This window comes from Nonomuraea sp. NPDC050451 (assembly GCF_044458585.1).
In genome coordinates, this window is record NZ_JBITHZ010000005.1 from 17,380 (window position 1) to 39,246 (window position 21,867).

Genomic DNA, 21,867 nt, shown 5'->3' on the forward strand with positions numbered 1-21,867 from the left:
ACCTGATCATCGGGCCGTGTCCTCCCCGGCTAGGGACGGAGCACGATCTTGCCGTGCGCGTGCCGCCGTTCCAGCTCGCGGAACGCGTCCCGTACCTGCTCCAGCGGGTAGGTGCGGGTGATCGGCACCTCGAGTTCCCCGCGCGCGGCGAGCCGGGCCAGCTCGCCGAGCACGACCGCGCACGCCGCGGCGCCCTCTCCGTCGGTCCGCGCACCGACCTTGGCCGCGGCCTGCCAGTCGCGGATCGTGACGATCCGCTGGGGCCGCACCCCCAACCGCACTGCCAGCTCCACGTAGCCGTCGCCGAACGTGTCGATGAACGCGTCGACGTTCCCGCCGCAGGCTTGCCGGATCCGCTCGGCCACGCCCTCTCCGTACTCGACCGGAACGACACCGCGATCCTTCAGCCAAGCGTGGTTCGGCTCGCTCGCCAGCCCGATCACCGTGGCGCCGCGCCGCCGCGCGAGCTGCACGGCGAGGGACCCGACGCCGCCCGCCGCACCGGACACCACGACCGTGTCGCCCGGCCCGGGGTCGACCGCGAACACGGTGGCGTACGCCGTCGTGCCGGCCACGTACAACGACCCGGCCACCTCCCAGGACAGCCCCTTCGGACGCGGGGTCAGCTGCACATCGTCCACCACGACGTACTCCGCGTGGCTCGCTCTTCTGTGAGTGAAGCCGAGGATCTCGTCGCCCAGCGCGACGCCGCGCACCTGCGGACCGATCTCCACCACGAGGCCGGCCAGATCACTGCCCTGCCCGGAGGGGAACGTCGCCGGCCAGCGCTCGTGCCGCGCGCCCTGCCGGATCATCGCCTCGCCGGGCTGGATCCCGGCCGCACGGACCTCGACCAGCACCTGCCCGGGGCCGGGCACCGGGCGCTCCACCTCCTCCACCCGCAGGACATCGATCCCGCCGTACTCGTGGAACCGCACCGCCTTCATCGCGTGATCACCGCTCTTCCTCGTTCGGGTGGGCCTCGGACGGCCGCACCTCGACCGTGCCATCACCCCCGGTTGCTCAGGAACGGAGCAGTCTTCCTGGGATCGGCGGTCCGAGGATGCGTTTGACGAATGGTGGTATCACTACCGATATGGGGATGAATCGCGACGACCTCGCCGATTTCCTGCGGCGGTCCCGAGAACGGCTGACCCCACGGGACGTCGGGCTGGTCGAAGGGCCGAGGCGGCGCACGCCGGGACTGCGCCGTGAGGAGGTCGCGGCGCTCGCCGGGATGTCGGCCGACTATTACATGCGGCTGGAGCAGGCCAGGAGCCCGCAGCCCTCGGTTCAGCTGCTGGGCGCGTTGACGCGCGCGCTGCGGCTGACCATCGACGAGCGGGACCACCTGTACCTGCTCGCCGGACACCGCCCGCCGGAGGGGGCGCGGGCCGGGGAGTACCTGCGGCCGAGCATGCTGTACCTCCTCGACCGGCTGGACAGCGTTCCGGTCCAGGTCCTGAGCGATCTGGGCGACCTGCTGGCGCAGAACGACATGGCGAAAGCGTTGTTCGGGTGTGTGTGCACGGTGGCGCGGGAGGACCGCAACATCGTGCTGCGCTGGTTCACCGAGCCGGACGTGCGGAGCCACTTCGCACCCGAGGAGCACGAGGAGCACGCCCGGCAGTTGGTCGCCGACCTGCGCGCCGCGGTGGCCCGCCGCGGGGACGACGCGGCAGCCCGCACACTTGTCACGCGGCTCCGCGCGGCCAGCGCCGAGTTCGTGGCGCTCTGGGACCGGCACGAGGTCGCGGTGCGCAGGTCACACCCGTACCGGCTCGTGCATCCCGAACTCGGCAGGATCGAATTCGACTGCGAGGTGCTCGCGACGCCCGCGGCGGACCAGCGACTGCGGGTCTTCACTCCCCCGCCCGGCGGCACCGAGGCGCTGGACATGCTGCGCGTGCTCGGCCCGCAGCACCGGCACGACACCGCCGCGACGCCGGCAGGGACGAGCACGAGAGGGGCCGACGACCCGCCCACGTCGTGAGGCTGTCGGTCGAACTGGCTGGTCAGCCGCTTGAAGAGCGCGGTCCGGTTTCTTCGTCCGGCATCTCGACCGGGACCGGCGCGCCCGCCTCGTCGCCACGGCCCGCGCCCGCGACTGCGTGATCGTCGAGGACGGCACGTACGCGTTCCTCAAGGCCGCGCCGCCCCCTCCGCTGCAGGCTCTGGCCCCCGAACGCACCTGCTACGTCGCCGGCCTGTCGAAGAACGTGGCGACCGGCCTGCGGTTCGGCTTCGCCGTGGTCCCCGATCGGCACGTCCGGGCCGTCACCAGGAGCCTGCGCGCGGCGGCCCGGGGCGCGCCGGGACTCATCACCGCACTCGCCACCGGCTGGATCGCCGACGGCACGGTCGCGCGGCTGGAGAAGGTCCGCCGCCAGGACGCCACCGCCCGGCAGGACATCGCCCGCGACGCGCTCGCCGGCCTGGACGTCACAGCACACCCGGCGTCTTACGTGGTGTGGCTCGGCTTGGAGCCGCACCAGCGTCCCGACCATGTCGCGGCCGTGCTCGCGGAGGAAGGGATCCTCGTGTCCACCGCCGACGCCTTCGCCACCGGCCCGCACCGTCCCCGCGCGTTGCGGCTGGCGCTGGGCACGCCTCCGTTGGACGAGCTCGGGCCGGCGTTGCGCCGCCTCCGGGATGCGATCGAGACGATCCCGCCGTAACGCCGTCGGCGGGCCGCGGGTCCTTTCAACTGATCCTCAACAGTTTTTCAACCATGGCTCCCTACGGTGCGGGCATGGGTCTCATCGAAATAGTCATCCAGCTCGTCATCTCTCTGGCAGTGCTCTGGGTCGTCATCTACACCGCCGTACGGACGGCGATCCGCCACAGCAAGTGAGGCTCCCGGAGCCGGAGCGCGGCCTCGGGCGACGGCCGATGTACTTCGTGGCAGGCTCGTCCACGGCAGGCCACCGACGCGACAATGCTCACTCCACCAGGCCGGCGCGGTAGGCGGCGATGGCCACCTGCACCCGGTTGGTGACGGCGAGCTTGTCGAAGAGGTGGGAGATGTGGCTTTTGACCGTTGCCTCGCTCATGTGCAGTCCGGCCGCGATCTCGGTGTTGGAGCGCCCGCGCCCCACCTCGGTGAGCACCTCGCGTTCGCGGCCGGTGAGGGTCTCCAGCCGGGCGAGCGCCTCGCGGCGACGCCGGATGGGCGCGTCGGTGGTGACCCGGTGGATCAGCCGCCGGGTCACCTGCGGGGACAGCATCGAGTCGCCGCCGTGCGCGAGGCGTACGGCGCGGATCAGGTCGTGCGGCGAGGTGTCCTTGAGGAGGAATCCACAGGCCCCGGCCTCCAGGGCGGTGAAGACGTGCTCGTCGCTGTCGAACGTGGTGAGGATCACGACCGCGGGCGGACGGGCGAGCCGGCGGATGGCCTCGGTGGCGGCGAGGCCGTCGGTCCGCGGCATCCTGATGTCCATGAGGACGACGTCCGGCCCCAGGCGGTGAACGGCGTCGACCGCCTCGTCCCCGTCCGCGGCCTCCCCCACGACCTCCACGTCGGACGCGGATTCGAGGATGAACCGCAGTCCGGCGCGGATCAGCGACTCGTCATCCACCAGCAGCGTTTTGATCATGTGTGTCCCCCGGCAACCGGCCCTCGAGACGCCAGCCTCCCGCATCGTCGGGCGCGCTGCGAACCGTTCCGCCGATCAGCCGGAAACGTTCTGCCAGGCCCACGAGACCGGCCCGGGCGCCGGAGGGGTGCGCGGCGGACCGGAGCGATGGTTCGTTGGTGACCGTGATCGTGACGCCGTCCTGCGGGCTCCTGGTCACCGAGACCGTGACGGGTGCTCCGAAGGCGTGCTTGTACGCGTTGGTCAGCCCTTCCTGTACGAGCCGATAGGCGGCCCGGGCCGTCGCCACCGGCAACGTGTCGAGGTCGCCGTGCAGCGTGACGGCGTTGCCGGCCGACGCCCAGGACTCCACCAATCGCCGCAGGTCAGGAAATTTGTCGTCATGTCCGGCCCGCAGCACGCCCACGATCTTCCGCAGCTCTTCGAGGGCCTCCTGCGCGGTGGTCCGGATCAGCGCCGCCTCCCGCTCGATCCGTACCGGTTCCGCACCGGGGTTGACCTCCAGCCCGCCGGCGTGCAGCGAGATGAGGGTGACCTTGTGCGCGAGCACGTCGTGCATCTCCCGGGCGATCCGGCCGCGTTCGGCGGCCTTGGCCTGTTCGTCGCGCAGGTGCTGTTCGGCCTCGGCGCGCTCCGCGCGTTCCCGCAGTGATCTGGTGAGCTCGCGGCGGGTGGCGGCGTACCCACCCGTCACCAGCACGACGGCGGTGGCGGCCAGCGCGGAGACCAGCGCGTCCGTGCTGAACCTGCCGCTGTCGACCCACTGCTGCGCCAGGAATCCCGCCACGCCGATCACTGCCAGCTTCGCGAACCGCGCGCCCAGCCGTGTTCCCGCACCGGAGAACAGGCCGATCAGCAGCGGCCCGGGGTTGCCCGACAGTACGTACGCGCCCGCCCCGATGGCGGCGACCGCGGTCGGCCACCGGTCGCGGAACCACACGGCACCCGTGGCGACCAGCCCGGCGGCGGCGATGACCACGCGCGGCAGCGGCGCCCACGGCGTCTTGACCGCCAGGACGGTCAGGAGCAGGCAGAACGCCACGGAGGCCGCGCTGATCGCGTGCGGGTCCCATGTGAGGACCCGCCGCAACGCGTTCCGGTACGTCACCATCGGCCCAGCGTAGTCAGGGCGGCGGCGCGGCACCTCCTACGAGCGTCGGTGCCGGCCGTCCGAAAATCTCCGACTTTAGTGTGATGTGGCGATGGCCGTGATGGCGATGTGGCCGGGCCCTCGCAGGCGCCACCGTTGGTGACCCCGACAACGTCAGGAGTCATGCCGTGTGGCCAGTCCCCCTCCCCCGCCTGCTGCTCATCGCCGCGCTGTCGCTGGCGGCCGTCTGGTCCCCCGCCACGGCGTCGGCTTCGGCGCGCATTCCGGACACCCGTGAGCTGACGGACTTCTTCGACGCCGCGATGGCGAAAGGACTGGAGTCCAACCATGTGCCGGGCGCGGTGGTTTCGGTGGTGGGCGCCGGAAAGATCCTCTTCAGCAAGGGGTACGGCCTGGCCGACCGCGAGCACGGTACGCCGTTCGACCCCGGCACCTCATTGGTGCGGATCGCCTCGATCACCAAGCTGTTCACCTGGACCGCGGTGATGCAACAGGTGCAGCAGGGCAGGCTGGACCTGCACGCGGACGTGAACCGCTACCTCACCACGTTCCGCATCCCCGCGACGTACCCCCAGCCGATCACGCTGGCGCACCTGATGAACCACACCGCCGGGTTCGAGGACACCACCATCGGCGTGGGCGCGCGCAGCAAGGCCGATGTGCTGCCTTTGGGCACGTATCTGGCCGAGCACGTGCCGGCTCGGGTGCGCCCGCCCGGACAGGTGTCGGCCTATTCGAACTATGGCGCGGCGCTGGCCGGGCACATCGTGTCGCAGGTGAGCGGACAGCCCTACGACCAGTACGTACAGGACCACATCCTGGACCCGCTCGGCATGCGGCACACCACGGCCTCCGAGCCGGTCCCCGCCCCTTTGGCCGCCGGCCAGGCACGCAGCTATGACTACGAAGAGGGGACGTACCAGCGCAAGCCCTTCGTCTTCGACAACCTCCCGCCCGACGGATCGATCAGCGCCACCGCGAACGACATGGCCCGCTTCATGATCGCCCATCTGGGGAACGGGCCCATCCTCGACGAGCCCACCGCCCGCCTCATGCACCAGCGGTCCTTCGCCGCCGACCCCCGCGTCGACGGCTACGCCCACGGGTTCAAGGAGCAGACCCTCAACGGGCATCGTGTGATCATGCACGACGGCAGCTGGGAAGGCTTCCAGAGCGCGTTGCTGCTGGTGCCCGACGCCGACATCGGCCTGTTCGTCTCCACCAACAGCATCGGCGGCATCGATGCCGTCACCGAGTTCCTGCCCGCCTTCTTCGACCGCTTCCTCCCCGGCGAGCGCGCCGCGCCCTCCGCCCCTCCCGGCAGGGTGGCCACGCCCGTGGCGGGCTTCTACAAGCCGGCCCGTACGGTCGAGTCGACCATCGAGAAGGTCCTCACCCTCACCAGCTCCTCCCGGCTGCGGATCGAGGTCGGCGGGAAACTCGCCTTCAAGGGCATGACGTGGAGCCCGCTGGCTCCGGGGCTCTATCAGCAGGACGGCGGCTCCCAGCGGCTGGCGTTCGTCACGAACGGCGCCGGCGTCACGTACGCGGCCACCGACGGGCCCGCCTACGAACTCCTCCCCTGGTGGGACACCCCTCCGGCCAACCTCGTCGTCGTCCTGGTGTTCGCCGTCACCGCCCTGACGGCCGTGCTCGGCCTGCCGTCGGCCGCCGCGCTCCGGCGGCTGCGGAAACGTCCCTCCCAAGCGCCTCGCGCCTGGCGGGCCGGCCGCCTGCTCGCCGGCCTGGCCGGCGGCGTCGGGCTGGCGTTCGTCGTCATGTTCGCGCTGACCCTGGCCGGAGAGACGAGCATCCTGTACGGCGTGCCGACACCCCTCCGGCTTCTGCTGCTCCTTCCCCCGCTGTTCCTCGCCCTCACCGTCGCCGCGATCACCGCCACCGTGATCGGCTGGAGACACCGGCACATCGGCATCCTGGCCCGCGGTCACCAGGTGACCCTGCTGGCCGGGATGCTGGCCCTCGTCTGGTTCTGCGTGCACTGGAACCTGCTCGGCTGACGGTCCGTCGCCTACGAGAGGGAGCAGCGCGATCATGCGGGCTGCAGTCGCCGTGCAAGCGGCACCTGATCGACTACCGGCATCGGAAACGGACAAGGCCGGCCCACCAGGCTCCGGCTGTCAGCGTGAGGAAGAACGATGGCATCGACCGTCTTCGGGACATTCGCCGTCATTGCCGTGATCGTGGGCATGGTGCTGTTCCTCGTGTTGAGGCGGAAGCCGCACACTCGGGTCGGGGCGTACGTCAGCGCGACGTTCATCCTCCTTGCCGCAGGGATGCTCACCATGGCCTCCATCTCGTTCGGGAGCCTGGAATCCGCTGCGCTGCAGACCTTCACGCCGGAGGAGCGCACAACCGCGGTGCCGTGCAACGCGGCGGTCCTGGGGGCCGAGGAGACGTCCAACAAGCTCAACGGACGCTACATCTGGCTGTTGCGGCTCCGCGTGACCCCTCAGGCCGGCAGCCCGTACGAGATCGAGCGCACGGCCCGGCTCACCTCACCCATGGGGGAACGCCTGGAGCGGGGGAACGTCGTGCTTTCCTGCCTGGTGGCCCCCACCGACCACACCCGGATCGAGATCTCGGCCCTGGCCTGAGCCGTCCATGCCGGCATCCGGGCGGCCGGCGCCCTGTTCAGGTAGCCGGGCCTGCCGAACGTGGTCACGATGATCACCTTTCGGTCGCGCAGTTGTTCGGCGACCTCCAGACCCGACAGGCCCGGCATCTCGATGTCGAGCAGGATGACGTCGGGGTCGTGCTCTTCAGCCGCGGCGACGACCTCGATGTCGTCCTCCAGTGAGAGCAGCGCGGCCAGGCCTCCCCTGACCAGGTCCTGGTCGTCCGCGATCAGCACCGGATCATGAGACTTCTCCCAGCGGGACTCGGGCGTAGAGACGGTAGCCGCCGCTCGCCAGGCTGCCGACCTCCAACAACCCGCCGGCCTCCGCGCCCACCAGCTCCGCCACCCGCACGTCGTCCGGCAGCCCGGCATCCTGCAGCGGCGCGCCGACGTGGCCTTGCCGGAGCGCCTCGGTGGGCGGGCGGCCGAACACTCCGGCCGTTCCCTCGTCGGGCGACAGGAGACCCAGGGCGATGGACAGCATGGTCGTCCTGCCCGCCCCGTTGGGTCCCAGCAGGGCGACCGTCTGCCCTTGTTCGACGGGAGGAGCGGCTGTGGTGCCGGACGTCAGCCGGCCCCATGTGACAAACGTCAGATGCCCGCTCGCCGGCCGGCACGGCCTCCACCAGCGCCGGATCTTCAGGCGACGCGGACGATGATCTTGCCGCGTACGCCGCCCGCCTCCAGGGCCCGGTGCGCCTTGGCGATGTCCCCCAGAGGGAACACGGTGTCCACGACCGGGCGGATCGCGCCGGTCTCCACATAACGGGTGAGGTCGGCGAGGAGGCGGTGGGTGGGCCGGCCGCTGAAGAAGCGCACGCGCCGCCGGCCGTGGACGGTGGAGGCGGCGACGTACGACAGGGACGCGGCGGCCCGGTTGACGTCGAAGGCGATCGCCACCATGCGACCCGACGGGGTCAGCAGGCGCCGGTAGGCGGCGTGCTCGGTGCCGACGGTGTCCAGGACCACGTCGAACCGCGGCAGATCCGCGGGCCGCGTGGTGGCGTAGTCGTAGGCCTCGTGAGCGCCGAGGTCGCGGACGAGGTCGAGGTTGCGTGCCCCGGCGAGGGCGGTGACGTGGGCGCCGAGTGCCCTGCCGAGCTGCACCGCCACGACGCCCACGCCGCCGCTGCCGCCGCGTACGAGCAGGCGCTCGCCCGGCCGCAGCCTCGCCTTGTCGCGCAGTGCCGTGATCGCCGTCGTGCCCACCGGGAGTGCCGCGGCCTCCACCAGGTCGAGGTCCGCCGGGGCGAGGGACAGGTTTCGGGGGCGGACGGCCAGGTACTCGGCGACGCTCCCGAACGTACGGTTCAGCACGCCCCAGACCCGCTCGCCCACCCGGGGGCCGGGTACGGCCGGGTCCGGGCCCAGGGCGACGACCTCGCCGGTGAAGTCGAGCCCCATGCGTTTGGGGAAGCCCCGCTGCATCAGCCCCGTCACGGGCCGCACCTTGCCCGCCCGGCCGTGCAGCTCGCCGCCGTTCACGCTGGTGGCGTGCACGCGCACCAGCACCTCGCCGGGTCCGGGGACCGGCTTGGGCACCGTGCCCACATACAGCACGTCCGGTGGCCCGTACCGGTCGAACAGGGCCGCGCGCATCTGAGTCGCATTCATCTCCATGCGAGTGACGCTAGCGGGCTAAACGGATGGGGTCGTCCACTTACGTTAATGTGAGAAGCATGCCTGCTCATCCCTCTCAGATGGAGCCCGCGCAGGCGCTGCGGGCCGACGCGCGGCACAACCGGGTGCGCATCCTCGAGGCCGCGCGGGAGGCGTTCGCCACGCGCGGGCTGGACGTGCCCATGGCGGCCATCGCGCGGCGCGCCGGGGTGGGGGTGGCCACGCTCTACCGGCGGTTCCCGTCGCGGGAGTCGCTGATCACGGAGGTGTTCGGCGACGAGCTGGCCACGTGCGCGTCGGTCGTGGACGAGGCGCTGGCCGATCCGGACCCGTGGCGGGGCTTCTGCGCGGCGATCGAGAAGGTGTGCGCGATGCAGGTCGCCGATCGCGGGTTCACCGAGGCGTTCCTGACCGCGTTCCCCGACGCGATCGACTACGAGCGCACGCGGGTGCGGGCCGAGCAGGGCTTCGCCGAGGTGGTACGGCGGGCCAAGGCCGCGGGGGGGCTGCGGGCCGACTTCGACGTGGCCGACCTGACGCTGCTGCTCAAGGCCAACTGCGGCGTGGCCACCGGTACGAGTTCGGTCGCGGCGGCGGGGTCGCGGCGGCTGGTGGCGTACCTGCTGCAGTCCTTCCGGGCCGAGCACGCCGAGCCCCTGCCGCCGGCCCCGCCCCTCACCCTCGACCTCCTGCACGGGTCCGCGGCGGTGCGGTAGCCCGGCTCCGCCATTGCCCGGGAAATGCCCCGGCCGGCGCTGCTCAGCGTGGCACCGGCGCGGGCACTGCCATCACGGGCTACTACTTCTGGCGCGCCGAGCTGCAAGGACGAGGCGGCGCGCAAAGGGCGGTCGTCGCCCCCGGTGTCAGCGGTGGTCGCCGGTGCGGGCTTCGGCGGTGGTCTTCAGGGCGTGCAGCCAGGCCTCGAGGCCTTTTCCGAGGAAGTCGGTGGCGAGGGGCACGTCGGTCTCGATCTGGTCGCCGGCGTGGGTCTCCTCGGTGCGTACGAGGACGCCACCCTTGACCCGGGTGAAGGTCCAGACGTGGACGCCCCGGTCGATACGCAGCCCTTCGCCGATCGCCGGGCCGGTCCAGCGGATGCACTTGTGGTGCTGCAGTTGCCGGACGGTGGAGGTGATGACCAGCGTGGTGGGCGGGCTGACGGGAGTGGCGGGCACCGGGGTCGTCCACCGGAAGCGCGAGTTCTTGCGGAGCGGGCCGGGGTCCAGGCGCTTCATGCTGGTCACGGGCTTCTGCCACGTGGGCCAGCGCTCCACGTCGGTCTGGAGTTTCCAGACCGTACGCAGCGGCGCCTTGATCAGGGTCTCGGTCCGGTAGCGGATCTTGGCGGTGGGGTCGACGCCTTCCCCCTGGCACTGGAGCCGACCACGGTCGTGGGCGGTGGCGGCCTGTGCGGGCGGGACGTTGCCTGCGAGGACGCCGGCGGCGATGAGCGAGATGGTGAGCGCGGTGATGCGCGAAGGACCGTTGCTGGACATGGTGTTCCTTTCGTTCCGGTGAGCGGGGGCTTGGGATGGGGCAGGCACGTTTCTTCAGCTCCGGCGGGCTCGGAGGATGGCCACGATGAGGGCGGCCGACGCGGCGACGATCAGAGCGACGAACGCGGGGTGGATGTCCTTGGACAGGCTCGGCGCGCCGTCGGGCCGCGTCAGCCAGACGACGAGCGGGATCGCGTACGCAAGGGCGAGAAGCGCGGCCGCCCAGCGAACCATTCGGTCGCGAGCGTGGAGGAGGGCTCCCACCAGCGCGATCGTGACGGGGACGATCGCCAGCAGGGCGAACTGGCCGAGCACCATCACGGGGACCGCCCAAGAGGAGATCGTCACCGCCAACGGAGTGCGCCGGTCGGTGCGGGCGGGTGATGTGAACGCGGTCGTCATGGTGTTTCCTTCTCCGCTAGAGCATCATGCTTGCGTTAGAAGTTATAACTGCCCACAGGAAGGAGTGTCAATAAGGTTCGTGATACCCTCTAACTAAATATTCAGGATGTAGCTGCGCGAGTGGGGAAGGTGCAGGTCATGGCGGAAACGGCGGCGAAGACCCCCCGCGAGCGCTACCGCGCCCAGGTCCGCGCGGAGATCAAGGAACACGCGTGGGAGCAGATCGCCACGACGGGGGCCTCCGCGCTCTCCCTCAACGCGATCGCCAAGCAGATGGGCATGAGCGGACCCGCGCTCTACCGCTACTACGCCAGCCGCGACGAGCTGATCACCGAGCTCATCAGGGACGCCTACCGAAGCCTCGCCGACACCCTCCGCGCGGCCGCCGCCTCCGGTGCCGACCTGGCGGCGCTGGCGCACACCCTGCGCGCCTGGGCACTGGCAGATCCCCAGCGTTACCTGCTCATCTACGGCACCCCCGTCCCCGGCTACCACGCGCCCGACGACATCACGCTCATCTCATCCGAGACCATGGCGGTCCTGCTCGACGCCTGCGCAGCGCTGCCCTCGGACAGTCCGGAGACGCCGTTCGACACGCACCTGGCGGACCACCGCAACTGGGCGGGCGACCACCCCGCCCCGCCCGTGGTCCTGCACCGGGCCCTGAGCTTCTGGACCCGGCTGCACGGTGTCCTGTCCCTGGAGCTCGCCGGCCACTTCGCCGGGATGGGATTCGACCCCGCCCTCCTCTTCGGCGCCGAACTGGACGACCTGCTGACGCACTGACCAGCGACAGGCCGACACGCCTGTCACTGATCCAGGCAGGTTCCTGGCCTAATAGCGGCCGAGGGTGCCGCGGCGTCGGGCGAGGTGTTCGAGCCGGTTGAACAGGACCACCCCGGCGATGGTGATGAGCAGCGGCTGGGCCAACAGCCACCCCAGACCCCAGCCGGTCGGCAGGGTGGCCAAGGAATGCCCGCCGAGCAGGATGTCCCGCATCGCCTCGATGCCGGGCGCGACGGGGACCACAAGCCGGCTGAGGAAAGCGAGCGGATCGGGCATCGCGGCCAGGGGAACCAGGGTGCCGCCGGCGATGGCGTAGACGGCCACGGACAGCTGGGTGATGATCTCGATGCGTTTGAACACCAGGGTCAGCCCGCACAGGATGAGAGCCAGGCCGCAGGTGCCCAGCGCGATGGCGGCCAGCGGCACGATCACCTGCGCGTCGAAGGGCAGTTGCCCGCCCTGGAGGGTGATGGCGACCGCGCCGGTGGCCAGGACGGCCAGTGCGGTGGGTAGCGCGGAGATCACGGCCGCGACCTGGCGGCCGAGGATGAGCGCGGCCGAGGGCAGCGGGGTCAGGTAGGTCTGTTCCAGCACACCGGACTGGATGTCGCCCAGGTAGCTCCAGAACACGCGGTTGACCTGCTCGTGGATGAAGGTCAGCGCCACCATGCCGAGCAGTACCGGCAGCAGCAGGTCCGCGCGCAGGTGCCCACGTCCCATGAACAGCACGATGAGCAGGTAGAACAGCGGGAAGGTGATCATCTGGATGAGGACTTCGCGCCATCCGGCGGCGAGGTTGAGCAGGCCCTTGCGTACTTCTGCGGTGAATCCGCGGGCGAAGGTCATGCCGTCTCCTGCAGGGCTCGGCGGTGGTTGCGGACGAACAGCAGGCCGCCGGCGGCGGTGAGCGCCATCGTGTGGATGAGCAGCCAGGGCAGGGTGCCTCCGCTCCAGACCTCGACCAGGGTTCGGCCCTGGAACAGCGTTTGGGTGAGCGCCTCGATGCCCAGCGTGGTGGGCAGGACCCTGGCCAGGGCGGCCAGCCAGTCCGGATAGAAGGCGAGCGGCAGGAACGACCCGTTGAGCAGCAGCACCAGCGAGGTGAACAGCGACTGCAGGGCGCCGATCATCGGCGAGACCAGCGCGAGGGCCGCCAGAACGAACGTGAAGGCCAGCACGTTCGCTCCGAGCAGCAGGGCCGGCACCAGCGCCGCCCAGTGCAGCGGTATCGCGATCTGGGCCACCGCCATCGGGACGAGCGCGGCGACGGCGGCCACCGCCAGGCCGAACACCGAGGCGGTGATCAGCCGGCCGAGCATCGGCAGCCACGGCGGCGCCGGGGTCATTTGCGCCTGGGCGAAGGTGCCGGCGCGTTTCTCCTCGATGAGGTCGGCCACCATCACCAGAGCGGCGTACTGCAGGAACCAGTAGCCGCCGATCGCGACCAGGGTCTGTGGCAGGAGATCCTGGCGCAGCTCGCCCTGGCCGAGCACGAACTGCAGGCCGAGGTACATGGTGGTGCTGATCAGCAGGGTGATGACGTGGCCCGTCGGATGGGCGAGCTGTACGCGCAGGCCTTTGCCGATCTCCGCGCCCAAGATGTCAAGCAGCATGGGACGCCTCGTTCACCAGGGCGAGGAACACATCCTCCAGGTCGGGCTGGACCTGGGTCAGCGACTCCAGGACGGTCCCGTGCGTGCGCAGGCGTTCGACCACGTCGTACACCTCGCCCGGGTGGCTCACCCGCACGCTGATCGTGGTGACGCCGTCGCGGGTGACGGCGTCGAACCCGGGTGGCGCCGCGCCCTCGACGCGGATCTCGTACCTGTCGCGTTCGCGGAAGCTTGCCAGCAGCTGGTGCGTGGGCAGGTCGGCGATGAGCCGTCCTCGGCGCATGACGGCCACCCGGTCGCACAGTTCCTGGGCCACGTCCAGCTGGTGCGTGGTGATCAGGATGGTGGTGCCCAGCTCGCGGGCCTGCTCGGTGATCCAGTTCTTGACGGTGCGGGTGGCCTCGACGTCGAGGCCGAGGGTCGGCTCGTCGAGCAGCACGATCGGTGGGTCGGCGATGAGAGCGGCCGCGATCGCGACCTTCTGCTGCATGCCGCGGGAGAAGCCGCCGACCTTGTCGTCGCGGCGTTCCCACAGCTCCAGGTCGGTCAGCAGATCGCGGGCGCGTTCGGCGACCTGGGCCTTGCGCAGGCCTTTGAGCCGGCCGAAGTACATCAGGTTCTGCCACGCCGACAGGCTCCAGTAGACGTTACGCGACCCTTCCAGCACGGCGCCGAACTGCGCCATCGCGGCCGAGCGCTGCCGGGCCACGTCGAAGCCACCCAGCCGGACCTGACCGGAGGTGGGGGTCAGCAGGCCGGCCAGCATCTTGATGGTGGTGGTCTTGCCGGCGCCGTTGGGTCCCAGGAAGCCGAAGACCGAGCCGGCGGGGATGCGCAGGGACACCTCGTCCACCGCCCTGGCCTGCGCCGAGCCGTACACCTTGGTCAACGCGTCGATTTCGATCATGCCATCTCCTTGGTTCGGGGAAAGCCCCGGCTCCGGGCTGCGGGGCCGGGGCCGGGGCGGGCGGTCAGAGCTCGGTCAGGACCTCGATGTCCTCCGCCGTGACGTCGCGGGCGACCGCGAACGCCGCGACGGCCGCGGGGGTGCCGGGTGCGGCCTGGCGGGCCGCCTGCAGGCTGGCGGCCGAATCCCAGCGCCAGACGCCGACCCACGTCTCGTCGTCCAGCCGGCCGAGGCGCGCCTCGGTGAGGCCGGGCTGAGTGGCTCTGATGGCGGCGACCAGAGCGGCGTGCCGGGCCTGAACCTGCTCGGCGTCCGCGGGATCGGCCTGGAAGCGGGTGACGCTGATGACCGTCATGACTGGACCTTCTCTCTAGAGTTGACTTCTAGCGAACGAATCTAGAGATAAACTCTAGCCATGAGCGATGTCAAGCGGACGAACAAGCGGGCCCAGAAGGCCAAGGAGACGCGTGGGCGCATCCTCGCGGCGGCACTGGAGCTGTTCGTGCAGGACGGATACGGCGCGACGAACCTGCAGGACGTCGCCGAGAAGGCCGGGGTCGCGGTGCAGACGATCTACTTCGTCTTCGGCAACAAGCGAGCCCTGCTCAAGGAGCTGGTCGACGTCACGATCGCGGGCGATGACGAACCGGTGGCCACGATGGACCGGCCGTGGTACGTGGCGGCGCTGGCCGCCGGCACCGCCCAGGACATGCTGCGTGCCTACGTCGCCGGCACGACCTCGGTCCTGGAGCGCGTCGCGCCGATCGGCAAGGTCCTGGAGGCGGCGGTCGCGAGCGACCCCGAGGTCGCCGCGCTGTGGCCACACGACGTCGATCCCCGATATGTCGTCCAGCAGGGCGCGGCCAAAGCGCTTGTCGGCAAACCCGGGGCGCGAGCCGAGGTGTCCGTGGAGGAGGCCGCCGACCTGCTGTACGGCCTGCTCAGCCCCGAGCTGTACCTGCTGTTCGTCCAGGAGCGGGGCTGGCCACGGGAGCGCTGGGAGCGGTGGGTCGGCGAAACCCTCCGCGCCCAGCTCTGCGCCGTGGGCGGGCCCTCGTGATCCTCCGTTCCGTTGCCCACGTCCTCGGCGGGCGGTCCGAGATGTACGAAGACGGCTGGTACGACACCCAGGCCGTCATCCGCCTGGACGACCGCTTCGAGCCGTCGGCCCTGCAGGGACTGGAGGAGTTCTCCCACCTGGAGATCGTCTTCCGGTTCGACCGGATCGACGAGGCGGACGCGCAGAGCCGGCCGCCGAATTCGCGCCCGCCGACCCGGTCCGGCAACCGGCCTGGGCGACCCGCCTCATGCGCCAGTACTACAAGGCTTGATCAGGTGTGGCGGCGGCTGCGATAAGCGGCGGTCTTGGCGCGAGCCGTACACGCCGCGCTGCAGTAGCGGCGTGACCCATTGCGGGTCAGGTCGATGTAGACCGCCTCGCACTGGCGCGCCTCGCACACCCCGAAGCGGTCCGGGCCGTAGCCGTCCACGACGAGGGCCAGCGCCGTGGCGAACTCGCCGCCCAGAGCCTCCACCTGGGTGCCGCCCGAACCGTGAAAGTGCAGGTGGAACGGCTGGCCGACGTCCTCGACCAGATATGGCTGCGCGCCGTACCTGCGGATCATGGCGTTGATGCGGGCCGCCTGGTCCGCCGGCCGCTCGGCCAGGAGCGCCTGCCGCAGCTCGGTGGCCAGCTCGGCCAGGCGCCGCCCCGCGTCCGGGTCGGCGCGCAGGGCCGCACTCGCACGGTCGCCGAGCTGGGCGGCGAACGTCGTCGCCAGGTCCTCCCCCGCCGGCGGCAGCACCGGGACGCCGCCCCGCCAGTGCGCCGTGGCCAGGTTGACCAGTTCGGCGATCAGCGGCGCCTGCCGGGTGACGTTACAGGCTATTTCCACTTGACTGGTAACACCTCTCCGTGTGTCATAGGCGTAATCCAGTTAGATGGTAACGGAGTCGCCATGCTTGCGCCTTATCGCCGCCTGCTCGCCCATCCAGGCGTCCCTCATCTGCTCGTCGCCGGACTCATCGTCAAGCTGGGCACGCCCGTGCTCAGCCTCGCCCTGCTGCTGGCCGCCGTCGACCGGCTCGGCTCCTACGCCACCGCCGGCCTCGTGCTCACCGGCCACGCGCTGGCCCTGGCGTTGTGCGCGCCGCTCGGCGGGCGCCTCGCCGACCGGTACGGTCCCCGCCCCGTCCTGACCGGCTACCTGGCCGCCCACGCCCTCGCCTACGCCGTCCTCCTGCTCGCCCCGCCTGCCCTGATGATCGGTGCCGCCGTACTGCTCGGCGCCACGACCCCGCCGGCCGGATCCGTCATCAGAGGCGCCTGGCCACGCCTCGTCCCCGCCGCCTCCCTGCCGGCGGCCTACGCGGTCGACAACGCCGTCAACGAGCTGATGTTCATCGTCGGCCCCCTGCTCGTGCCGGTCCTGACCCTGGCCGTTCCCGCTCATGGCGTCATGGCTGCCGCGGGCGCCGCCGTCCTGCTCGGCACCGCGCTGCTCCTGGCCTCCTCCGCGGTACGGCAGGCCACACCCACCCCGCCGGGCAGGTTCCACCTGGCCGGGCCGCTCACCCATCGGCCCACCCTCCTGCTGCTGACCATCGCCGCCTTCGGCACCTTCACCTTCGGCTGCCTGCGCATCGCCACGGTCGCCTCGGCCACCACCTTCGGCTCCGCCGCCTCCGCCGGCGTGCTGATGGGCCTGCTGTCAGCCGGCGCCCTCCTGGGCACCCTCGGGTACGGCGCGCGGGCCTGGCCCACCGCCGGCGGGCGCCTGCTGGTCCTGCTCTCGCTCGCCGAGGCGGCCGTCCTGCTCGGCGGAGCCTGGGCGCCCGGCTTCCTCACGCTCGCCGTACTGATCACTCTTGTCGGGCTGGTGACCGGGCCGCGCGACGCTGTCGTGCCGGCGCTGCTCGCCGACCACGCCCCCGCCCGCTACCGCACCGAGGTCTTCGCCTGGCTCAACACCTTCATGTGGGTCGGCTACGGCCTGGGCACCGCCGTCGCCGGCCGACTCACCGGCCCCCACGACACCGGCGTCACGGCCTTCGCCACGGCCGCGGCCGCAGCCGTGTCAGGCGCGATCCTGGCAGCCGTCGCCGGCCGGATCGCCTCGCCCCTGCCGGCGCCCGCCGCGGTGCCGGCCGAAGGTGCTTCCCGTGAAGATCACATAGCTGACAGCTGAGCCCCGGACAGGGGCCGCGGATGTGTCCACGTCAGTCTTCCTCGATCGAGCACCAGGCCGAGCGCGCCGGCTCGAGATATGCCGAGGGTTACCAGAACTGAACCCTCGTCAGCCACACTGAGTCCATGCAATACGTCGGCCGGGTGCCCGCCCCGCCGCTCGACCGGTTCATCGACGACATCTACTGCCTGACCGGGGTGCCGCGCCACCGCCGGATGAATGTTCCGCCGATGCCGTCGGCACACCTGTACATCAACCTGGGCGTACCCGTCCGCCTCTGGGATTCCGACCCTTCGGTGCCGCCGGCCGTGTTCACCGATGGATGGTTCATGGGGGTATGGACCAGGCGTTTCCTCTTCGAATACCCCACCCGGGTGCGGCTCGTCGGGGTGCACTTCAAGCCTTGGGGGATGTCGCCGTTCGTCGACATCCCGGCGAGCGAGCTGCGGAACCGGTGGGTGCCGGTCGACGCCGTCTGGCAACGGTCTGTGGACCGGATCCGCAACCAGGTCGGCGACCTCGCCTCGGCCACCGAGACGCTGCGGGTGTTGGAGGAGGAGCTGCGATCGCGACTTGCCGAGGCACCATCGCGCGGGCTCGACCTGGTCCGGCACGCGGGCAGGCGTTTGGAGACCTCCCACGGCGTGGTCCCGATCGGTGCGCTGACCGATGCCGCCGGGGTGAGCGGCAATCACCTGGCCACGCAGTTCAAGTCTCATGTCGGGGTCACCCCGAAGCGGGTGGCGCGGATCTACCGCTTCGCGCGGCTGATCGTGTCCGTGGACGCCCTGCGTCCGGTCGACTGGTCGCAGCTCGCCCAAACGGCGGGCTACTTCGACCAGGCCCATTTCAGCAGGGAGTTCAAGGACTTCACCGGCCACACCCCGACGGAATACCTGGCCCTGCGGCGCCGCTGGCCCGCCGAGCCGGGGTTCCCGCCGGACAGCGGTCCGATGCCCGCCGATTGATTTTTTACAAGCCCACTCGCCCTTCGGGGCGCGAAGATCGGGATCGAACGCGCAACGAGACTTCAGGAGAACCTGTGGGCACAGTGATCATGCACAGCGTGGCGTCGGTGGACGGCTTCATCGCCGACAGGAACGACGACGTCGGGCCACTTCACGATTGGTACTTCAACGGGGACACCCCGATCACCGAAGGCGTCGACCAGCAGTACGACCATTCCGGAGCTGGAAGCCGCCTCAAGGTCTCACGTGTATCGGCACAGTACGTCCGGCCGATGTGGGAGTCGATCGGCACGATCGTGATGGGCCGCCACCTGTTCGACCTGGTGAACGGCTGGGAGGGTCGGCCGCCCGCGGGCGACCACGTGGTCGTGGTGTCCCACCGGCCCAAGCCCGAGGGCTGGCACCCGGAGGCGTCGTACCATTTCGTCGATGGCGTGACGGCTGCGATCGACCAGGCCCAGAAACTCGCCGGGGAGCGAACCGTCGCTGTGAACGCCGGCGAAGTGGGCAGCCAGATCCTGGCGGCCGGCCTCGTGGACGAGGTGGCGATGGACGTGGTGCCGGTGGTGTTCGGGTCGGGCAAACGCTACTTCGGCAGCATCGACGGGCAGCATCTCCTGGAGGATCCCCACGTGGTCATCCAGAGCGAAGGGGTGCTTCACCTGAGCTTCAAGGTGCGCCGCTAGACCCGATGGGGTGCCGGTGGGACTTGGAAGACAGACGCACCCGCCGAACAAGCGTTCAAGGACGGCGGCTCGGATGCGGGCGTCTGCCGGGCAGGTAGACCGCCGCCGCAGAGCAGGCCGCGGCGACGAAAAGCACCGTCACGAACACCGGCCAGGTATCGACCATCGCCAGGTTGTGTCCCAGTCCCACGATGACGGTGAGCTGGACCGCCGCGAGCAGTTCCGGCCCGCCGTCGAGCGCCTGGGCGGCCATGAGCAGCAGCACCAGCAGGGCGGGCGTGTAAACCGGAATCTGCGGGTAGTCCGAGCCACTGTCCAACAGGTAGACGCCGCACACGTCCGCGACGACCAGCAGCGTGGCCGCCATGCCCAGTACCAGTGTCGGCCGCGCCCCGCCCGCTCGCCAGTGCAGAACCACACGCGTCAGGAAGAACCCGAGCAGAAGCACGACGACCGAGAACACCACCCGCCAGGGGATCTCCTCCCCGGGATCGTCCATCATGTCGTGGGGGAACTGCCGGTTGATGATGATCATGACCAGTGCGAGCACTCCGCCGACGGCTCCCGCGGCCCTCCACCACCAGCGGCCGGGCTGGGCCATGGCCGTCTCCGTGAACGCGACCAGCAGGATCAGCAGGCCGGATAGCATGGGGACGACCAGTTCGACTCCGCTGAAAGCCGCGTTGAAGTGGGCCAATACGCCCAGGTGCAGCGCGGCCAGACCGGCGGACGCGCCGAGGCTCATGGTGCGCCATCGGCCCTCCGGCAGCAGGCCGGCGCCGAATGCCGCGGCGGTCAAGAGCCACAGCCAGATGATGTAGTCAGCGACAACCCTACTGCTGAGCATGGCGGAGAACGAGGGCGTGTACCCCGGACCGAGCATCAGCAGCAGCCCCGACAACAGCGCCAATCCACGCAATGCGAGGAGGAGCCACGCCCGCCCGCGCGGCGTGTCGGGACCCCTGTCCGGCGACGCGTCCACGTCCGCCGGTGCGGCGCTCCTCCCTCCAGGACTCCCGGTCCAGGAGCCGGGAGCCCGCGCAGCGGCGCGAGCACCGTCCCCGTCGTCAGGCGCCGCGCGAACCTGGTCGGCCCCCACGTCGTCGGCGGGCGCCTGATCGGCCTCCGGCACGGTGGGGAGGGGCGCCGCGCGGCTGACGTCCGCGGCTGTCCCACGGCCTGCATCATCCGGCCGGATCTCAGGCGGGACGGCGGGCGAGACGGCGGGCGGGACGGCGGCGGGCGAGACGGCGGGCGAGACGGTGGGGTGGCCGAGGGCGCGTGACGCCGCTGCCGAGACGGATCGGCTGTCGTCGTGCGCGAGCTCTTCCAGGGCCAGCCGCGCCGCGAGCGCGAGCCCGGCGTGGCGGCTGTGCCGCAACCGCTCCAACTCGCCGATCGCCCCCTCCCGGATCTTGGCGATCGGGTGGTCGATGGCCTCCTGCAGTTCGGTCGGCAACGGCGCGGGCCGATCCACGGGACGGCCGCGCCGCGCGATGATCAAGTCGCCCTGTACGTCGAACGTCCACTTCCCGGGCGTCTGCTTGGGCGTGACGGCCCGCACCTTGTCGTAGACGAAGTCGTACAGCTCGTGGATGCCCACATAGCCGTCCTGGTCCTGGTCGGCCTCGCCGGTCTCGAGCCCTTCCACCAGCGCTCTGGTGAACACCGAAGGCGAGGTCGTCTCCTGGGCGTCGGCGAGGTCGGTCCCGTCGAAGGCGTACTCCAGGGCGTTGGAGGCCGTGATGACCACCCGCCCGCGCCCGCCGAACTGCTCCTCGACGTGCACGTCCGTCCCCGCCCTCGGCAGCGCGCCCCGCGCGAAGGCGCCCGCGTAGCAGCAGTCGAGCAACAGGACGATGCGCCGGCAGCGGCTGCGGCCCATCCGCCGGTTGACGAACTCCGCCGACACCGCGGTGGCGCCGAGCCTGTTGAGCTTGGTGCTGGGCGTGGCGAAATACAGTTCGCCGTTGTCGTCCTTGACCCCGTGGCCCGAGAAGTGCAGCAACAGCAGGTCGTCGGGGTGACAGTCGGCGAAGAACTCCTCCACGGCTTCGTTGACGACGGTGGTGGACTCGTTGAGCATCGTGCGTACGTCGAACCCGCCGATGGCCTCGTCGCCCAGCACCCTCGCCAGGGCCTCGGCGTCAAGTGCGGGCGCCCGCAGCCGCCGGAGCCCGGGATCTCCGAACTCGTCGCTGGCCACGATCAGCGCGCGGCGGTGGCCGGACTGGCCGGGTGCGTCCGGCTGCTTGCGGCGGCGCAACCATACGTCGGTGAGCTCGCGTTGCTCCTTGGACGGGATGCCGGTCAGCTCCAGCACGTCGCCGTCGATCTCCAGCTTGACCGAACGGTGCTGATGGCGATTGAGCCAGGCGGTCACGGCGTTCACGATCGAGGCCAGCAGTTCCGTACCGGCCAGCGCGATCACGAGGCCTCCGAGCGTGAACGACAGAACCGCCCTGGCGCCTTCAGCGGTTTCCCCCGCCTCGGCGGCGCCGACCACCACGTCCAGTTCGAGGAGCTCGTTCCTCAGCCTGGCGGTGGCCTCGTCCAGCTCTTGGGCATCCGCGGCCGCGTCGATCACTCGGAGCCGCAGCCGCACCGTCTCGCTCACCATGAGCCGCCTCCGGGCAAACGCAGGACACCACGAAGGCGGCATACCGCCAGGGACTGAGCCGTCACATACCGATATCGCCGACGATCACACTGTCGCTACCTGGGGAACGAAAGTCGCCTCAGCGAGCTGACGGAGGCGCCGAGCAGGACCCGGACGGGCTCATTCTCCCCCGGGCCGATCGTGCCGGGCGATTCCGGGACAACGACCCTTATGATCCTTTAACATCTAGAACTCTA

General features: G+C 70.6%; 23 protein-coding genes and 1 pseudogene. 10 read left to right on the forward strand and 14 right to left on the reverse strand.

What is annotated here, in order from left to right; genetic code table 11:
• Nucleotides 1-29: 29 nt before the first annotated feature.
• The gene (locus ACIBI9_RS18500; protein WP_397223344.1) at nucleotides 30-947 is read right to left on the reverse strand and encodes an NADP-dependent oxidoreductase; all 918 of its coding nucleotides are present in this window, start codon (nucleotides 945-947) and stop codon (nucleotides 30-32) included.
• Nucleotides 948-1,102: 155 nt separating this feature from the next.
• Here ACIBI9_RS18500 and ACIBI9_RS18505 point away from each other — a divergent pair, with 155 nt between their 5' ends.
• Together ACIBI9_RS18505 and ACIBI9_RS18510 are read left to right on the forward strand one after the other, a co-directional pair.
• On the forward strand, nucleotides 1,103-1,993 hold the full coding sequence (locus ACIBI9_RS18505) for a helix-turn-helix transcriptional regulator (RefSeq protein ID WP_397223345.1): 891 nt from the start codon (nucleotides 1,103-1,105) through the stop codon (nucleotides 1,991-1,993).
• Nucleotides 1,994-2,090: 97 nt separating this feature from the next.
• Nucleotides 2,091-2,678 (forward strand): annotated as a pseudogene (locus tag ACIBI9_RS18510) (aminotransferase class I/II-fold pyridoxal phosphate-dependent enzyme); the annotation flags it as partial.
• 264 nt (nucleotides 2,679-2,942) lie between these two features.
• Here the strand turns inward: ACIBI9_RS18510 and ACIBI9_RS18515 are convergent.
• Nucleotides 2,943-3,596: a response regulator gene (locus tag ACIBI9_RS18515; protein ID WP_397223346.1), complete on the reverse strand. Its 654-nt coding sequence runs from the start codon at nucleotides 3,594-3,596 to the stop codon at nucleotides 2,943-2,945.
• The gene (locus ACIBI9_RS18520) at nucleotides 3,571-4,707 is read right to left on the reverse strand and encodes a sensor histidine kinase (RefSeq protein ID WP_397223347.1); all 1,137 of its coding nucleotides are present in this window, start codon (nucleotides 4,705-4,707) and stop codon (nucleotides 3,571-3,573) included. Before ACIBI9_RS18520 ends, ACIBI9_RS18515 begins: the two co-directional genes overlap by 26 nt.
• A gap of 167 nt (nucleotides 4,708-4,874) precedes the next feature.
• Between ACIBI9_RS18520 and ACIBI9_RS18525 the strand changes: the two genes are divergently transcribed.
• The gene (locus tag ACIBI9_RS18525) at nucleotides 4,875-6,725 is read left to right on the forward strand and encodes a serine hydrolase domain-containing protein (RefSeq protein WP_397223348.1); all 1,851 of its coding nucleotides are present in this window, start codon (nucleotides 4,875-4,877) and stop codon (nucleotides 6,723-6,725) included.
• A 452-nt stretch (nucleotides 6,726-7,177) separates the two neighbouring features.
• On the opposite strand, the gene ACIBI9_RS18530 is transcribed toward ACIBI9_RS18525, so the two are convergent.
• From ACIBI9_RS18530 to ACIBI9_RS18540, 3 genes are read right to left on the reverse strand one after another with little or no spacing between them, the layout of a single operon-like run.
• Complete coding sequence (locus tag ACIBI9_RS18530; RefSeq protein WP_397223349.1) at nucleotides 7,178-7,579, reverse strand: response regulator; 402 nt, start codon at nucleotides 7,577-7,579, stop codon at nucleotides 7,178-7,180.
• A 4-nt stretch (nucleotides 7,580-7,583) separates the two neighbouring features.
• The gene (locus ACIBI9_RS18535; RefSeq protein ID WP_397223786.1) at nucleotides 7,584-7,988 is read right to left on the reverse strand and encodes an ATP-binding cassette domain-containing protein; all 405 of its coding nucleotides are present in this window, start codon (nucleotides 7,986-7,988) and stop codon (nucleotides 7,584-7,586) included.
• Nucleotides 7,985-8,959 carry an NAD(P)-dependent alcohol dehydrogenase gene (locus ACIBI9_RS18540; RefSeq protein ID WP_397223787.1) on the reverse strand — a complete coding sequence of 325 codons (975 nt, stop codon included), beginning with the start codon at nucleotides 8,957-8,959 and terminating at the stop codon, nucleotides 7,985-7,987. The genes ACIBI9_RS18535 and ACIBI9_RS18540 overlap by 4 nt, the downstream gene beginning before the upstream one ends.
• A 65-nt stretch (nucleotides 8,960-9,024) precedes the next feature.
• On the opposite strand from ACIBI9_RS18540, the gene ACIBI9_RS18545 reads away from it, so the two are divergent.
• Nucleotides 9,025-9,681, forward strand: coding sequence for a TetR/AcrR family transcriptional regulator (locus tag ACIBI9_RS18545; RefSeq protein ID WP_397223350.1), 657 nt, complete (start codon nucleotides 9,025-9,027; stop codon nucleotides 9,679-9,681).
• Between the two features lie 147 nt (nucleotides 9,682-9,828).
• On the opposite strand, the gene ACIBI9_RS18550 is transcribed toward ACIBI9_RS18545, so the two are convergent.
• A complete protein-coding gene (locus ACIBI9_RS18550) occupies nucleotides 9,829-10,461 on the reverse strand; it encodes an SRPBCC family protein (protein ID WP_397223351.1) in 633 nt (210 codons plus the stop codon).
• 54 nt (nucleotides 10,462-10,515) lie between these two features.
• Nucleotides 10,516-10,863, reverse strand: a complete 348-nt coding sequence (locus ACIBI9_RS18555) for a hypothetical protein (RefSeq protein ID WP_397223352.1) — start codon at nucleotides 10,861-10,863, stop codon at nucleotides 10,516-10,518.
• A gap of 138 nt (nucleotides 10,864-11,001) precedes the next feature.
• On the opposite strand from ACIBI9_RS18555, the gene ACIBI9_RS18560 reads away from it, so the two are divergent.
• Complete coding sequence (locus ACIBI9_RS18560) at nucleotides 11,002-11,649, forward strand: TetR/AcrR family transcriptional regulator (protein ID WP_397223353.1); 648 nt, start codon at nucleotides 11,002-11,004, stop codon at nucleotides 11,647-11,649.
• 48 nt (nucleotides 11,650-11,697) lie between these two features.
• Here the strand turns inward: ACIBI9_RS18560 and ACIBI9_RS18565 are convergent, their stop codons facing one another.
• From ACIBI9_RS18565 to ACIBI9_RS18580, 4 genes are all read right to left on the reverse strand, one after another.
• Nucleotides 11,698-12,495 carry an ABC transporter permease gene (locus ACIBI9_RS18565; RefSeq protein WP_397223354.1) on the reverse strand — a complete coding sequence of 266 codons (798 nt, stop codon included), beginning with the start codon at nucleotides 12,493-12,495 and terminating at the stop codon, nucleotides 11,698-11,700.
• A complete protein-coding gene (locus ACIBI9_RS18570) occupies nucleotides 12,492-13,262 on the reverse strand; it encodes an ABC transporter permease (RefSeq protein WP_397223355.1) in 771 nt (256 codons plus the stop codon). The genes ACIBI9_RS18565 and ACIBI9_RS18570 overlap by 4 nt, the downstream gene beginning before the upstream one ends.
• Nucleotides 13,252-14,169 (reverse strand): ATP-binding cassette domain-containing protein, encoded by a 918-nt coding sequence (locus tag ACIBI9_RS18575; RefSeq protein WP_397223356.1) that lies wholly within the window; start codon nucleotides 14,167-14,169, stop codon nucleotides 13,252-13,254. The genes ACIBI9_RS18570 and ACIBI9_RS18575 overlap by 11 nt, the downstream gene beginning before the upstream one ends.
• 64 nt (nucleotides 14,170-14,233) lie before the next feature.
• A complete protein-coding gene (locus ACIBI9_RS18580) occupies nucleotides 14,234-14,524 on the reverse strand; it encodes an antibiotic biosynthesis monooxygenase (protein ID WP_397223357.1) in 291 nt (96 codons plus the stop codon).
• Nucleotides 14,525-14,584: 60 nt separating this feature from the next.
• On the opposite strand from ACIBI9_RS18580, the gene ACIBI9_RS18585 reads away from it, so the two are divergent.
• Nucleotides 14,585-15,229 carry a TetR/AcrR family transcriptional regulator gene (locus ACIBI9_RS18585; protein ID WP_397223358.1) on the forward strand — a complete coding sequence of 215 codons (645 nt, stop codon included), beginning with the start codon at nucleotides 14,585-14,587 and terminating at the stop codon, nucleotides 15,227-15,229.
• Nucleotides 15,226-15,525 carry a hypothetical protein gene (locus ACIBI9_RS18590; RefSeq protein ID WP_397223359.1) on the forward strand — a complete coding sequence of 100 codons (300 nt, stop codon included), beginning with the start codon at nucleotides 15,226-15,228 and terminating at the stop codon, nucleotides 15,523-15,525. The genes ACIBI9_RS18585 and ACIBI9_RS18590 overlap by 4 nt, the downstream gene beginning before the upstream one ends.
• Here ACIBI9_RS18590 and ACIBI9_RS18595 read toward each other — a convergent pair.
• Nucleotides 15,501-16,064, reverse strand: a complete 564-nt coding sequence (locus ACIBI9_RS18595) for a CGNR zinc finger domain-containing protein (protein ID WP_397223360.1) — start codon at nucleotides 16,062-16,064, stop codon at nucleotides 15,501-15,503. The two genes, ACIBI9_RS18590 and ACIBI9_RS18595, sit on opposite strands and share 25 nt — an antisense overlap.
• Before the next feature lie 63 nt (nucleotides 16,065-16,127).
• On the opposite strand from ACIBI9_RS18595, the gene ACIBI9_RS18600 reads away from it, so the two are divergent.
• From ACIBI9_RS18600 to ACIBI9_RS18610, 3 genes are all read left to right on the forward strand, one after another.
• The gene (locus tag ACIBI9_RS18600) at nucleotides 16,128-17,357 is read left to right on the forward strand and encodes an MFS transporter (RefSeq protein ID WP_397223361.1); all 1,230 of its coding nucleotides are present in this window, start codon (nucleotides 16,128-16,130) and stop codon (nucleotides 17,355-17,357) included.
• Between the two features lie 125 nt (nucleotides 17,358-17,482).
• Nucleotides 17,483-18,325: a helix-turn-helix domain-containing protein gene (locus ACIBI9_RS18605; protein WP_397223362.1), complete on the forward strand. Its 843-nt coding sequence runs from the start codon at nucleotides 17,483-17,485 to the stop codon at nucleotides 18,323-18,325.
• Nucleotides 18,326-18,399: 74 nt separating this feature from the next.
• Nucleotides 18,400-19,011, forward strand: coding sequence for a dihydrofolate reductase family protein (locus ACIBI9_RS18610; protein WP_397223363.1), 612 nt, complete (start codon nucleotides 18,400-18,402; stop codon nucleotides 19,009-19,011).
• Nucleotides 19,012-19,066: 55 nt separating this feature from the next.
• Here ACIBI9_RS18610 and ACIBI9_RS18615 read toward each other — a convergent pair whose 3' ends face one another.
• On the reverse strand, nucleotides 19,067-21,631 hold the full coding sequence (locus tag ACIBI9_RS18615; protein ID WP_397223364.1) for a caspase domain-containing protein: 2,565 nt from the start codon (nucleotides 21,629-21,631) through the stop codon (nucleotides 19,067-19,069).
• Between the last annotated feature and the right edge of the window lie 236 nt (nucleotides 21,632-21,867).

Coding starts and splice junctions, on each gene's coding strand:
- ACIBI9_RS18500 (WP_397223344.1), bottom strand. CDS start 947: ATGAAGGCGGTGCGGTTCCACGAGTACGGCGGGATCGATGTCCTGCGG.
- ACIBI9_RS18505 (WP_397223345.1), top strand. CDS start 1,103: ATGAATCGCGACGACCTCGCCGATTTCCTGCGGCGGTCCCGAGAACGG.
- ACIBI9_RS18515 (WP_397223346.1), bottom strand. CDS start 3,596: ATGATCAAAACGCTGCTGGTGGATGACGAGTCGCTGATCCGCGCCGGA.
- ACIBI9_RS18520 (WP_397223347.1), bottom strand. CDS start 4,707: ATGGTGACGTACCGGAACGCGTTGCGGCGGGTCCTCACATGGGACCCG.
- ACIBI9_RS18540 (WP_397223787.1), bottom strand. CDS start 8,959: ATGAATGCGACTCAGATGCGCGCGGCCCTGTTCGACCGGTACGGGCCA.
- ACIBI9_RS18545 (WP_397223350.1), top strand. CDS start 9,025: ATGCCTGCTCATCCCTCTCAGATGGAGCCCGCGCAGGCGCTGCGGGCC.
- ACIBI9_RS18550 (WP_397223351.1), bottom strand. CDS start 10,461: ATGTCCAGCAACGGTCCTTCGCGCATCACCGCGCTCACCATCTCGCTC.
- ACIBI9_RS18555 (WP_397223352.1), bottom strand. CDS start 10,863: ATGACGACCGCGTTCACATCACCCGCCCGCACCGACCGGCGCACTCCG.
- ACIBI9_RS18560 (WP_397223353.1), top strand. CDS start 11,002: ATGGCGGAAACGGCGGCGAAGACCCCCCGCGAGCGCTACCGCGCCCAG.
- ACIBI9_RS18565 (WP_397223354.1), bottom strand. CDS start 12,495: ATGACCTTCGCCCGCGGATTCACCGCAGAAGTACGCAAGGGCCTGCTC.
- ACIBI9_RS18570 (WP_397223355.1), bottom strand. CDS start 13,262: ATGCTGCTTGACATCTTGGGCGCGGAGATCGGCAAAGGCCTGCGCGTA.
- ACIBI9_RS18575 (WP_397223356.1), bottom strand. CDS start 14,169: ATGATCGAAATCGACGCGTTGACCAAGGTGTACGGCTCGGCGCAGGCC.
- ACIBI9_RS18580 (WP_397223357.1), bottom strand. CDS start 14,524: ATGACGGTCATCAGCGTCACCCGCTTCCAGGCCGATCCCGCGGACGCC.
- ACIBI9_RS18585 (WP_397223358.1), top strand. CDS start 14,585: ATGAGCGATGTCAAGCGGACGAACAAGCGGGCCCAGAAGGCCAAGGAG.
- ACIBI9_RS18600 (WP_397223361.1), top strand. CDS start 16,128: ATGCTTGCGCCTTATCGCCGCCTGCTCGCCCATCCAGGCGTCCCTCAT.
- ACIBI9_RS18605 (WP_397223362.1), top strand. CDS start 17,483: ATGCAATACGTCGGCCGGGTGCCCGCCCCGCCGCTCGACCGGTTCATC.
- ACIBI9_RS18615 (WP_397223364.1), bottom strand. CDS start 21,631: ATGGTGAGCGAGACGGTGCGGCTGCGGCTCCGAGTGATCGACGCGGCC.